The following is an 11,858-nucleotide window of genomic DNA, read 5'->3' on the forward strand; positions in this document are numbered from 1 at the left end:
GCTCCGTCAGGCAGCCAACGCGTGCTTGCGCAGGCGCTGGAAATAGACATCCTCAAGATCGGGAGCGACCTGCTCGAAACCCGGTTCCGGGCAGTCCGCACTGAACACGTGGATCACCGGATGGCCGGCGATCAGGCGCGTGGACAACACGGTGAAGCGCGCTTCGTAGTCGGGCAGGGTGCTCTTGCTGACCCGCTTGCGCCATACCTGCTGATGCAGCATGTCGATGGCGTCGGACGGCCGTCCTGTCAGCAACACCTGGCCCTTGTTCATGATGGCCATCGTCGGGCACAGGTCGGTGACGTCTTCGACGATGTGGGTGGACAGGATCACCACCACGTTTTCGCCGATCTCGGCCAGCAGATTGAGAAAGCGATTGCGCTCTTCCGGATCCAGCCCGGCGGTGGGCTCGTCGACGATTACCAGCTGCGGGTTGCCCAACAGCGCCTGCGCAATACCGAAGCGCTGGCGCATGCCGCCGGAGTAGGTGCCTAGCTTGCGCTTGCGCGCATCCCACAGGTTGACCTGCTGCAACAGGCGCTCGACCACCTCCTTACGCTGTGCACGGTTGGTCAGCCCTTTCAGCACCGCGAAATGATCGAGCAGGTCCAGCGCGCTGACCTTCGGATACACACCGAAATCCTGCGGCAGATAGCCCAGCCGGCGCCGCAACAGGTCTTTTTGCTTGAGTACGTCGATACTGCTGCCGTCGGCGCCGGTCAGCGTCACGCTGCCCGAATCCGGCTCCTGCAGGGTGGCGAGCGTGCGCATCAGCGAGGACTTGCCGGCGCCGTTGGGGCCGAGCAGCCCGAACATGCCGCGGGGAATGTCGAGCGTGATACCTTGCAGCGCATGCACGCCGTTGGCGTAGGTCTTCGACAACGCGCGGATCTGCAGCATGGACGGTTCCTTTGCCCTGGGTACTGACGATCATCACGGCGTTGCCGCATTGCCGCATGCGCCGGAAGTCATGCCACATTGACGCGCAGATGCAGTGGATGTGACCGTACCGCGCAACCGGGCTGCGAGGTCCGCAGGTTCTAACCGACCTCGTATAACTCCAGTGGCAACGCATCCGGGTCGGCGAAGAAGGTGAAGCGGCGGCCGGTGTATTCGTCGATGCGGATGTCCTCGGTGGCCACGCCGTGCGCGTTGAGATGCGCGACCGCGCTGTCCAGATCTACGACGCGAAACGCCAGGTGGCGCAGCCCTTGCGCTTCCGGGCGGCTGGGGCGTGCCGGGGCAGCGGGAAACGAGAACAGCTCGATCTGTCCGCCGTCGGGCAGCGCCAGATCCAGCTTCCACGAATTGCGCGCCTGCCGGTAATGCTCGTCGAGCACGCGCAGGCCCAGGATCCCGCAGTAGAACTGTTTGGAGCGCGCGTAGTCGCCAGCGATGATGGCCACATGGTGGATGCCGGCGAGCATCATGCCGCGCTCCGACGCATCGACGTGGGCCAGCCGGGCAGTGCCGGCACGCTCGACGGCGCCGCGCCTGCAGAGGGCAGGCGTGTGCCCGCGATGCAGGACGCAGTCGCGTCATCGCACGCAGGGTGCTGTGACATTGGCAGCGTTGTGGGCAAGCCCACAGCAAGCAGGTAGTGCGCGGATGGTTGCGCAGATGGAAGGTAATGGTGCGGCATGTCAGAGGACCGGCAGAAACCAGTCGGCAGCATAACCGCCCGAGCGTTAGCCGCAGGCCCTGTTTCACCGCTCGCCAACGCACGGCCGTGCCCGTCTGTGTCCGTTGGGCAGGTTGGCCGATCGACATCGGGCGGAAGTGATGCAATGCGCCTGACGCAGCGCTCCGTGCGTGCACAGCGAAGACCACCGCACGGCTGACTCGTCCACGGCGCCAGCGCGCACGTGCAGCGCCAACATCCTCCGCCTGGCAGGCCGATGTCAGGGGTTTGCCGATGGGCGGCACTGTCGACGCAACCGATGCTGGACACCGATGTCGTATCGGTGCGCGTTTGCATCGCCGCCGGGGCATCGTCCTTCCATGTCAGGAACTTACCCATGTCCATTCTCGCGTTCCACCCGCCGCATCTCAAATCCATCCCCCAGGGCGTACATGTGATCCAGCACCCGGCCGACACGCTGCCAGGTCGCGACGCGATCGTCGCAGCCTTGCCGCGCACGCGCAGGACACGCCGCAGTTGCAGTACGACACGGTGTGGATCGGCGGCGGCCACGGCAATGTGGACAACCGCGGCGCACCGACCCAGTTCAACGGCTGCAGCGATGTCAAAGTGTTCACGAAGTTCATCGAGGATCTGGTCGCCATCGGCATCCGCACGCCGGCGCTGATCGTCGATACCTGCTTTTCGCTGGCCTCGCTGCCGCAACTGGTCCCGCTGCTCACCGAGCACGGCGTGTTCGCCGGCTGGTCGGGCATCTGCAACAGCAGTCGCATCGAAACGCTGACATCGGGCCGCTTGCCTGCGCTGGTTGAGCAGCCCGAGACTGTGCTGGCCCAGGTGACCGCGGCCGCGTCCAGCCAGTTGGTCTACACCGCACACGACCGGGTGCTGATCCGCTATGCGCCGTTGACCGTGAGCGAGGGAGTGATGACTGCCTGCGATAGACGCGATACCGAGGCAACTCTCGCTCGCGTGGGCAGGGCGACCTGGCAGGGCAGGCCGCTGATCGCGACCGAACAGCGCATCGAGGACCGCGCCGGGTTCATCGAACGCCTGCACAAACTCTGACCGGCACTGCACCGCCGCCCATCCGCGCATCCACCCAACACAAGAGGACTGTCTCCATGACCACCTACACCAACAACGGCACCGGCACGTTCAGCAGTGCCAGCAGCAAGATCCGCAAGCATGTGCTCGACGACTACCTGACGGCGAAGATCGCCAACTATGTCGGTATCGGCCGCAGTAAGGTCAACGACGATACAGTGCTCCAAGTCCCCGCCGACTATGCCAACAGCGAAGGCGTGATCGTGGGCATGGATCTGGTCAAAGGCCTGCGTGTGGACCTGCAGCGCGCCCAGACCCACGACGGGAACACCTACGCGACCTGGCAGGTGCAGTGGGGCACCGGCAGCGACGGCAAAACCGGCGGTGCCTATGCCGGCGTGTTGATGCGCGTGGCGACAGACTTCACGTTCGCGGAGTTTCGCAACGCGATGCGCGAGAGCTTCGGCTATACCCCGGGCGCGTATTGCCGGCTCGATCCCTGACCGGCACGGCGAACGTTCTGCCCTCGCGCGTCCTGCGCGAGATCCCGCGCGAACTGCTGCACGACGTGCGGCCGAAGGTGCGGGTCTCGCGTAGCGCCTCGCTGGGCGCGCCGCGCAGCATCCGGCACGGCATGATCGAGGCGCCGGCGATCACGCTCGGCGCCAACGTGCAGCATCCCAGGGTCGGCGGCGTGGTCACCGACGACGAGGACAACGGCGCGCCTTCCCGCGTGCAGGCCTAGTTGGACCCGGCACGGTCAAGGCGCGTCGCACGTACAGGGCAGGCGTGTGCCCGCGATGCAGAGCGCAGCAAGGTCATCGCATGCACGGTGCTGTGGTATTGGAAGGTTCGTGGGCAGACCGGCCGCGCGCAGAGGTTTGCGCAGCTGGATGGTGATGATGTGGCAGGTCGAGGGACTGCGGATACCAATTGGCGGCATCGCCGCCCGTCAGTCAGCCAGAGCGCATGGCTCATGGTTCGTCCGCACACGGCTGTGCCCGCCTGCCTGCGCGTGGCAGGATACGGCTTCCCCCCGATCAGATGCACCCATGCCCGAGTCGTCGTCGACCACCGCACCGCAGTTCCAGCGCAGCATGCAGGTGCGTCATCTGGTGATGCTGTCGCTGGGCGGGGTGATCGGTACCGGGCTGTTTTTCAACACCGGTTACATCATTGCCAGCACCGGCGCGCTGGGCACGGTGATCGCGTATCTGATCGGCGCGCTGGTGGTGTACCTGGTGATGCAGTGCCTGGGCGAGGTGGCAGTGGCGATGCCGCAGACCGGCGCATTCCATGTGTATGCGGCGCGTTATCTGGGCCCGGCCACCGGCTACGTGGTGGCGTGGTTGTACTGGCTGACCTGGACGGTGGCATTGGGATCGAGCCTGACCGCCGCGGCGTTCTGCATGCAGTACTGGTTTCCGCATAGCCCGGCATGGCCGTGGTGCCTGCTGTTCTGCGCGCTGATCTTCGGCTTGAACACGGTGTCGGCGCGCTGGTTTGCCGAGGGCGAATTCTGGTTTTCGTTGATCAAGGTGATCACCATCGTGGTGTTCATCGTGCTGGGTGGCGCGGCAGTGATCGGTGTGCTGCCGCTGGCCGACGGTTCGCCTGCACCGGGGCTGCGCCATCTGCGCGCCGACGGCTGGTTTGCGCAGGGCAGCTTGCCGATCCTGATGACGATGGTGGCGGTGAACTTCGCGTTTTCCGGCACTGAATTGATCGGCGTGGCCGCCGGTGAAACCGCGCAGCCGGCACGCGCGATTCCGCTGGCGATCCGCACCACGCTGGTACGGCTGGTGGTGTTGTTCGTAGGCACGGTACTGGTGCTTGCCGCCTTGCTGCCGGCCGGGCAGGCAGCGGTGGAAAAAAGCCCGTTCGTGCGCGCATTCGAATTGCTGGGCATTCCGTATGCGGCGGATATCCTGAATGCGGTGATCCTCACCGCGATCCTGTCGGCGGCCAATTCCGGCCTGTACGCAGCCGCGCGCATGCTGTGGTCGCTGGCCAACGAGGGCACCCTGCCCGCGGGCCTGGCGCGTCTGACCCGCCGCGGCATCCCCTTGCGCGCGGTGTCGCTGAGCATGCTGGGCGGCTTGCTGGCGCTGCTCACCGGCGTGTATGCGGCCGACACCGTGTTCGTCGCCATTTCGGCGGTCTCCGGCTTTGCGGTGGTGGTGGTCTGGCTGAGCATCTGCGCTGCGCATTACCGGTTTCGCCGCCAGCTGCTGCGCGATGCGGTTGCGCTGGAGACGTTGGCGTACCGTGCGCCGTGGTATCCGTGGACGCCGATCCTGGGCTTTTTGCTGTGTCTGCTGGCCTGCATCGGCCTGGCGTTCGATCCGCAGCAGCGCATCGCGCTGTACTGCGGCATTCCCTTCGTCGCGCTGTGTTATGGCGCCTACGCATTCACCCAATGGCTTGCGGCCCGGAGACTGCACCCATGACGATTCTTCCACGCCAGCCGCGCGCCAACGCGCCTTTCAGCCAGGCCTTGCAGCATGACGGTTATGTGTTGCTGGACGGCGCCCTGGCCACCGAGCTGGAACAGCGCGGCTGCGATCTCAACGATGCGCTGTGGTCGGCGCGCGTGCTGATGGAGCAGCCGGAGCTGATCTACCAGGTGCACCGCGATTATTTTGCTGCCGGAGCGCACTGCGCGATTACCGCCAGCTACCAGGCCACGCCGTTGGGTTTTGCCGCGCGCGGCCTGGACCTGGCGCAGTCGCAGGCCCTGATCGCGCGCAGCGTGGCGCTGGCCGTGCAGGCGCGCGCCGATCATCTGCAGGGCCGGCCGCAGGCCGCGCCGCTATGGGTGGCAGGGTCGGTCGGGCCGTACGGTGCCTATCTGGCCGATGGCTCGGAATATCGCGGCGACTACGTGCTGCCGCTGGCGCAGATGATGGACTTCCACCGTCCGCGCATCGCCGCGCTGGCCGCGGCCGGGGTGGACGTGCTGGCCTGCGAGACCTTGCCTTCGGCCAGCGAGATCGACGCCTTGCGCCGGGTGCTGGAAGAATTTCCGCAGCTGCACGCATGGTTTTCGTTCACCCTGCGCGACGCGGCGCATCTGAGCGATGGCACGCCGTTGGCGCAGGTGGTGCCGGCATTGGATGCCTGCCCGCAGGTGCTGGCGGTGGGGATCAACTGCATTGCGCTGGACCAGGTCACTGCAGCGTTGCAGAGCCTGGCGGCGCTGACCACGCTGCCGTTGGTGGTCTACCCCAACTCGGGCGAACACTACGACGCCAGCGACAAGCGCTGGCACGCCGGCGATGCGCCGGCGTGCACCCTGGCCGACCAGCACACGCAGTGGCTGGCCGCCGGCGCGCGCCTGATCGGCGGCTGTTGCCGCACCACGCCGCGCGATATCGCCGCGTTGGCCGCGGCGCGGGCGGCCGCCCGGGGCTGACGATGGTCACGGCGGTGGCGCGCCGTGGCCGCCGCCGCCGCGGTGGACGGGCAGGCGCGGCGCGTCTGCCGGCGAGCGGTGGCACGCCGGTTTCGGGACGCGCGCGACGGGACTGTGCCGCGCGTGTCTGCCTCAGCCCTTCTGGGTGGCGATCCAGCGCTGGATCTTCTCCTGCAGGATCTCCAGCGGCACCGAGCCGTCCTTGAGCACTTCGGTGTGGAAGGCGCGCACGTCGAAGCGCGGCCCCAGCTCGCGTTGGGCCTGTTCGCGTAGCTGCGCGATCTTCATCTCGCCCACCTTGTAGGCCAGCGCCTGGCCGGGGATGGCCATGTAGCGATCGACCTCGGCTTCGGCATCGGTGCGGCTCATCGCCGAGTTGTCCAGCATGTAGTCGATCGCCTGCGTGCGGGTCCAGCCCTTGCTGTGCAGGCCGGTATCGGCGACCAGCCGGATCGAGCGCCAGAGCGCGTTCTGCAGGTAGCCGTAATAGTTGTACGGGTCCTGATACAGCCCCAGCTCGCGGCCCAGCGATTCGGCGTACAGCCCCCAGCCTTCGATGTACGCGGTCTCGCCGCCCAGGCGACGGAACTTGGGCAGGTCGGTCAGTTGCTGCTGCAGGCCCAGCTGGTAGTGATGGCCGGGGATCGCCTCGTGCAGGTACAGGCTCTCCGCTTCCCAGGTCTTGCGCGAGGGCAGGTCGGAGGTGTTGACGTAGAAGATACCCGGCGTGCTGCCCGCGCTGCCGTTGGCACTCGGGCGCATGTACGAGCCGCTGGCTGCCGACTGCGCGCGCTGCGGTTCCACCGCCCGCACTTCCAGCTCCGGCATGCCCTGGACGGTGAACAGGCGCGGCACCGCGCCCTGCACGCGTCCCTGCAGGCCCCGGTAATACCCCAGCAGCTCGGTCTCGCTGCGGAAGCTGAAGCGCCTGTCGGTCTGCATGAACTTGTAGAACTTGGGCAGGTTGCCGCGGAACTTGACCTGCTTGGTCAGCGCCTGGATCTCGCCCTGCAGGCGCGCCACCTCGTCCAGCCCGATCTGGTGGATCTGCTCCGGGCTCAGCTCCGAGGTGGTGCTCTGGCGCACGTCGTAGGCGTACCAGGCCGCGCCGTTGGGCAGTGCCGCCAGGCCGTCGGTGTCGCGACAGGCCGGCAGGTATTCGGTGGCGATGAAGCCGCGCAGCGCGCGGTAGGCCGGCAGGATGCGCACCTCGATTAGCCGCTTGTACTCGGCGGTGAGGCGCTGCTTGTCGGCTTCGGGCATGTCGGCCGGCAGGTTGCGGATCGGCCCCCAGAACAGGCTGTCCTCGGCACTGCGTGCAATGATCGCGTCCAGCTGCGGCAGCACTTTCTGCATCAGCACCTTGGGCTGCACCACGCCGGCCTGCATGCCGGCGCGCATGTTGGTGATGGCCTGGTCGAACAGGTCCGGGATGCCCAGCGCACGCCGCGACCAGTTGTCGTAATCCTTGACCGTCTTGAACGGCTGGGCGCCGGTGCCCGAGCCCAGCACCACGGCAATGCTGGCGATGTTGTAGAACTGGTTGATCGGCAGCATCCAGCTGGGGAACTGCTCGGCGGCCAGCGCACTGCGCGCATCGCGCACGAAGATCTGGTAGCTCAACAGGTCCTGGCCGCTCAGACCGTCCGGCCCGAGCGCCTCGGCCTTGCCCAGCCACAGCACGGTGAAATCGTGCGACTGCTGACGGAATGCCGGCGACAGGAAGTTGGGCAACTGGTCGTTGTAGCGGCTCTCGCCCTGGAAGGTGGCCTGCAGCGGGTTGAGCTTGAGCGAGGCGTCCCAGTACTGGTCGTAGAGCAGGTTGAGTTGCTGGGCCTTGGTCAGCACCACCGGGGCAACGACGGGCCGCGGGCGCGCCTTGGCTGCCTTGCTGCCCTTGGCGGTCCTGGAGCCCTTGGCCGCGGGTTTGGTGGTCTTCTTGGCTTTGCTCGCCTTCGCGCGCGTCTGCGTGGTCTGTGCCTTGGCGGTCTTCTTCTTGGCCGCATCGGCGGGCGCTGCCACTGGCAGGCTCAACACGGCGGCGAGGGCCAGCGACAGCAGGCGGGAAAAGCTGAGGGGCATTACCGGCTCCGGAAACAAGCGAGCGGGGAGCTTGCCCGATCCGCACGGTTACGGCCACCCATCGCGGTCATACCGCCTATCGGCAATTCATGCAGCGCACTGGCTGGACGTGGTTCCGCTTCGGATGATGCAGCGCGGCAATCGGCGGATGCCTTGCAGCGCCTGGGAAGCGCGCCACCCGGCAAGCCTTGCCGCTCAATCGGCCGCGGCGTCCTGGCGCAACTGTTCGGCCCGCTCGGCGCCCAGGTAGGCGCCGATGCCGCGGCGCGCCAGATACAGCAGCGGGATCAGCAGGACGGCAAAGCCCATCTTGTACACATAGTTGAGCGTGCTCACCGCCAGGAACTGATCCATCGACCAGTGCTGGGGCCCGAGCACGAAGGCGATGTAGATCACCACGAAGCTGTCCACCAGCTGCGACACCGCAGTGGAGCCGGTGGCGCGCAGCCACACGTGCCGTTCGCCAGTGAGCTTGCGGATGCGATGGAACACCGACACGTCGATCAACTGGCCGACCAGGAACGCCACCAGCGAGCCGCCGATGGTCCACAGCCCTTGCCCGAGCACCGCCGCAAAGGCGGCCTGATAGTCCGGCACGCCCTGGCTCTGCGCCGCGGTCACCCACCACCCGGCCGGCGCCAGCGCAATGGCCGCAAAGGCGAACGCGAAGCCGTAGCCGATCAACGCCACCGCCACCCACGAGATGAAACGCACCCCGCGGCTGCCGAAGAACTCGTTGATGGTGTCGGTCATGATGAACACCACCGGCCACAACAAGGTGCCGGCGGTGAAACTCAGCGAGCCGCGTTGACCGAACAGGTTCCAGTTCAACGGCGCGATGCCCAACGTATCTTCCAGCGCGAAGATCTTGACGCCGATGAACTCGGCCAGTGCCGCGTTGACGCAGAAGAACGCGGCCAGCGCAATGAACAGGCGTACCGCACGATCGTCGAGGGTACGCGTGTGCGTCATGGTCTCAGCGGTCCGCGGTCCGGGTGAAGGGAACCGATTCGGGTGCCACTGCGCCGCCGGAGATGATGAAGCTCATCGCCTGATCCACGCTCCAGTCGGTGGGCGTGAGCAGCTCCACCGGCACGATTTCCAGATAGCCGGAGGTCGGGTTGGGCGTGGTCGGCACATACACCGCCGCCAGCTCGCGGCCGGTGCCCTGTTCCTTGATGACGCGGGTGACCAGGCCGACCGACTTCATGTCGCGATGCGGAAAGTCGATCAGCACCACGCGCTGGGTGCTGCCCGGCTGGGTCTGCAGGATGTCGAGCAACTTGCGCGCGCTGTCGTAGACCACGCTGGCCAGCGGGATGCGCCGCATGATCGCCTCGAACCAGCGCAGCAGACGCTGGCCGATCACGCGCCGGCTCAGGATGCCGACAAACAGGATCGCCGCCACGGTGGCGATCAGCGCGATGGTGTTCTGCACCCAGAGCGCCTTGATCCAGCCCAGGTTATCCGGGAACGAGGCGGCGATACGCTCGGACAGCGGCACCACCCAGGGGCTGCTGATGCCCGAGAGCAGCGCGAACACAAACTTCACCACCACCCAGGTCAGCCAGACCGGCAGCAAGGTCAGCAACCCGGTGAGAAACACGCGTTGCAGGGAAGGGCGGGAATGCGGAGTGGGGGATTCGGACATCTGCATAGTGTAGGCATTCGGCCGCGTCCGGTGGAGGTGAGGCCGGGATTGGGGAGTGGGCATTCGGGGTTTGTAAACGCGCTCACTCACTGTTGGACTGCTGCGATTGGTAGTTGCTGCGGCAATTGCAACTGCAACTGCAACTGCAACTGCTGGGGCAGAGGCAGTTGCAGTGTCAGTGGCAAAGGCAAGGGCGAGGGCAAGGGCAAGGGCAAAGGCAAGACAAAGGCCGCTCCCTTCTCCCGCCGGGAGAAGGTGGCGCGTAGCGCCGGATGAGGGTACGACCGCCATTGATGTCGGCGACCCGACCATCCTAGCCACGCTGCATGAAAACCGGCAGGCCGTCGCCAGCGTCCGCCGCCTTTGCCCGGACATTGCGCGTGTGTGTCATCCAATCGGTTGTCGCTGCTTTTGCCTGCTGAAGAACGCGATGCCGATACGTGGACGCGTCTTCGTCCACCCGTCGCGGTGCTGCGCCGATGGCACTAAGATGCGCAGTTTCCCAGGGATGGATGTGCACATGCTTGCCAAGTTCCTCAAGACCGCCTTGCTCGGTGTGTGCATCCTGCTTGCGGTAGTAGCGGCGCTGTATGCCGTCTCCCAACGTTGGCCCATTCCCGATGCACAGCGGCAGGCGCTGGCGCAGCTACGTCAACCGCTGCCGCCGTTGCGTGGGGCCAATATGTTCGTGGCGCTCTGGTCGCTGTCCTACGCGGTTCCGGAAGCGCAGCGCAAGACCGTGCTGGCCCAGGACGTGGAACGCCTGAATCGGCTGCCAAGCGAGGCGCCGTTTCGCAGTGCCGTCGCGGACTATCCGCGCCTGCCAAGCTGGCCAGCCACCGCGCCAGCCCTGTGCAGCGCCAGCGCAGGCGGATGTTTACAGCACGTACGCGAACAACCGCAGGCCTATGCCGATGCGCTGGCCGCACAGGCGCCGATGCTGAGCAAGATGCGGGCATTGGCCAACTACACCGACTACCGCAGCCCGTTCCGGCCACGCGCCGATATGACGTTGCCCGAGCTGCCGCGGATGCCGCTGTCGATGACCGCCAGCGCACTGGATTTCGTCCAGGGGCGTACCACCCAGGCCTTGAGCGATGTCTGCACCAACGCGCAGGTTGCCCGGGTGCTGCTGCGTAGCAGCGACAACCTGGCGGTCACGATGATCGGCGCGGCGATGCTGCGCGGCAACGCGCAGCTGTTTGCGGACATGCTGGCCGAGCTGCCGGCGCAGCCGCCGCTGCCTGCGCAGTGCGCCGCGGCATTCGCACCGGCCGCGATGGAAGAGATCTCGCTGTGCAATGCGCTGCACGGCGAATCGCGCTTGGTGTTTTCGATGCTGCAGGACGCGTCTGTCCAGGATGGCGATCGCGACTGGCTGGATCGCATCTCGCCACGGCTACTGGACCGCGAGCGCACCCAGGCGCTGCTGGCACCGACCTTTACCTGGGCCTGCAGCGCGCCGGTGCGGGCATTGCTGGCGCAGGATCAGGCGCTGCCGCCCGGCATGGTGGCAACGCCCGACACGGCCACGGTGGCCTGCGTGGCCAATGCCACCGGCTGCCTGTTGGTCAGCGCGGCGCGTCCGGACTATGCCAATTACCAGCACAAGCTGCAGGACACTGCCGCGGCAGTCCATGCGGTGGCAGCCCTGCTGTGGTTGCGCGATCGCCCGGCCGATACGCGGCCGCTTGCGCAGCGACTTGCCGAGCTGCCGCCTGCACTGCGCGGACAGATGCGCCCGCTGCAGGCTGGCGGCGACGGCAAACATCTGACCATCGCTCGGTATGCCAGACGCGAGGACGGTGCCGGAGACGATCGCTGGCCACTGCCGGCCAGCCGGCTTGCGGAGCGCGCGAGCACTGCGATCCAGTAGCGTCGCGACGCGTCAGTGGCGTGGCGCATCCATCAGGTCGCTAGTGGAGCCTGTGAGGCCACGACCTGGTCCGTCAGCAGCGCCTCTGGTACTTCATGGCCGAGCCGGTGCGATCACCACGGGATTGCGAGGCGTGCGCGCCGCA

10 protein-coding genes and 1 pseudogene are annotated in these 11,858 nt (G+C 66.6%); 6 read left to right on the forward strand and 5 right to left on the reverse strand.

The genetic code is table 11. The annotated features are described in order from the left end of the window. Positions 1-6 precede the first annotated feature (6 nt). Together ABQZ09_RS02005 and gloA2 are read right to left on the reverse strand one after the other, a co-directional pair. The gene (locus ABQZ09_RS02005) at positions 7-900 is read right to left on the reverse strand and encodes an ABC transporter ATP-binding protein (protein WP_349775979.1); all 894 of its coding nucleotides are present in this window, start codon (positions 898-900) and stop codon (positions 7-9) included. Between the two features lie 140 nt (positions 901-1,040). Beyond that, positions 1,041-1,430: an SMU1112c/YaeR family gloxylase I-like metalloprotein gene (gloA2, locus tag ABQZ09_RS02010; RefSeq protein WP_184552281.1), complete on the reverse strand. Its 390-nt coding sequence runs from the start codon at positions 1,428-1,430 to the stop codon at positions 1,041-1,043. 743 nt (positions 1,431-2,173) lie between these two features. On the opposite strand from gloA2, the gene ABQZ09_RS02015 reads away from it, so the two are divergent. The 5 genes and pseudogenes from ABQZ09_RS02015 to mmuM all read left to right on the forward strand — a co-directional run bounded on the left by ABQZ09_RS02015 (position 2,174) and on the right by mmuM (position 6,104). Then, positions 2,174-2,710 carry a hypothetical protein gene (locus tag ABQZ09_RS02015; RefSeq protein WP_349775980.1) on the forward strand — a complete coding sequence of 179 codons (537 nt, stop codon included), beginning with the start codon at positions 2,174-2,176 and terminating at the stop codon, positions 2,708-2,710. Positions 2,711-2,766: 56 nt separating this feature from the next. Further along, on the forward strand, positions 2,767-3,192 hold the full coding sequence (locus ABQZ09_RS02020; protein WP_349775981.1) for a hypothetical protein: 426 nt from the start codon (positions 2,767-2,769) through the stop codon (positions 3,190-3,192). Positions 3,193-3,209: 17 nt separating this feature from the next. Further along, positions 3,210-3,434, forward strand: a pseudogene (uvrD, locus tag ABQZ09_RS02025) (DNA helicase II); the annotation flags it as partial. 307 nt (positions 3,435-3,741) lie between these two features. After that, positions 3,742-5,139, forward strand: coding sequence for an S-methylmethionine permease (gene mmuP / locus ABQZ09_RS02030; protein ID WP_349775982.1), 1,398 nt, complete (start codon positions 3,742-3,744; stop codon positions 5,137-5,139). Continuing rightward, a complete protein-coding gene (mmuM, locus tag ABQZ09_RS02035; protein ID WP_349775983.1) occupies positions 5,136-6,104 on the forward strand; it encodes a homocysteine S-methyltransferase in 969 nt (322 codons plus the stop codon). Before mmuP ends, mmuM begins: the two co-directional genes overlap by 4 nt. Positions 6,105-6,236: 132 nt before the next feature. On the opposite strand, the gene ABQZ09_RS02040 is transcribed toward mmuM, so the two are convergent. From ABQZ09_RS02040 to ABQZ09_RS02050, 3 genes are all read right to left on the reverse strand, one after another. Then, the gene (locus ABQZ09_RS02040; protein ID WP_349775984.1) at positions 6,237-8,186 is read right to left on the reverse strand and encodes a DUF885 domain-containing protein; all 1,950 of its coding nucleotides are present in this window, start codon (positions 8,184-8,186) and stop codon (positions 6,237-6,239) included. Positions 8,187-8,381: 195 nt separating this feature from the next. Beyond that, the gene (locus tag ABQZ09_RS02045) at positions 8,382-9,158 is read right to left on the reverse strand and encodes a queuosine precursor transporter (RefSeq protein WP_349775985.1); all 777 of its coding nucleotides are present in this window, start codon (positions 9,156-9,158) and stop codon (positions 8,382-8,384) included. A 4-nt stretch (positions 9,159-9,162) separates the two neighbouring features. Continuing rightward, positions 9,163-9,837, reverse strand: a complete 675-nt coding sequence (locus ABQZ09_RS02050; RefSeq protein WP_039409647.1) for a DUF502 domain-containing protein — start codon at positions 9,835-9,837, stop codon at positions 9,163-9,165. Between the two features lie 520 nt (positions 9,838-10,357). Here ABQZ09_RS02050 and ABQZ09_RS02055 point away from each other — a divergent pair. Then, positions 10,358-11,713, forward strand: coding sequence for a hypothetical protein (locus ABQZ09_RS02055; RefSeq protein WP_456362097.1), 1,356 nt, complete (start codon positions 10,358-10,360; stop codon positions 11,711-11,713). Positions 11,714-11,858: the final 145 nt, after the last annotated feature.

The sequence above is a fragment of the Xanthomonas sp. WHRI 6106 genome (assembly GCF_040202405.1).
In the GTDB taxonomy this organism is placed as follows: Bacteria; Pseudomonadota; Gammaproteobacteria; order Xanthomonadales; family Xanthomonadaceae; genus Xanthomonas; species Xanthomonas cannabis.

Bases quoted from the DNA above. Each gene is read 5' to 3' on its own strand.
- ABQZ09_RS02050 (WP_039409647.1), bottom strand. From the start codon at position 9,837: ATGTCCGAATCCCCCACTCCGCATTCCCGCCCTTCCCTGCAACGCGTG.
- mmuP (WP_349775982.1), top strand. From the start codon at position 3,742: ATGCCCGAGTCGTCGTCGACCACCGCACCGCAGTTCCAGCGCAGCATG.
- ABQZ09_RS02020 (WP_349775981.1), top strand. From the start codon at position 2,767: ATGACCACCTACACCAACAACGGCACCGGCACGTTCAGCAGTGCCAGC.
- ABQZ09_RS02005 (WP_349775979.1), bottom strand. From the start codon at position 900: ATGCTGCAGATCCGCGCGTTGTCGAAGACCTACGCCAACGGCGTGCAT.
- gloA2 (WP_184552281.1), bottom strand. From the start codon at position 1,430: ATGATGCTCGCCGGCATCCACCATGTGGCCATCATCGCTGGCGACTAC.
- ABQZ09_RS02055 (WP_456362097.1), top strand. From the start codon at position 10,358: ATGCTTGCCAAGTTCCTCAAGACCGCCTTGCTCGGTGTGTGCATCCTG.
- mmuM (WP_349775983.1), top strand. From the start codon at position 5,136: ATGACGATTCTTCCACGCCAGCCGCGCGCCAACGCGCCTTTCAGCCAG.
- ABQZ09_RS02040 (WP_349775984.1), bottom strand. From the start codon at position 8,186: ATGCCCCTCAGCTTTTCCCGCCTGCTGTCGCTGGCCCTCGCCGCCGTG.
- ABQZ09_RS02045 (WP_349775985.1), bottom strand. From the start codon at position 9,158: ATGACGCACACGCGTACCCTCGACGATCGTGCGGTACGCCTGTTCATT.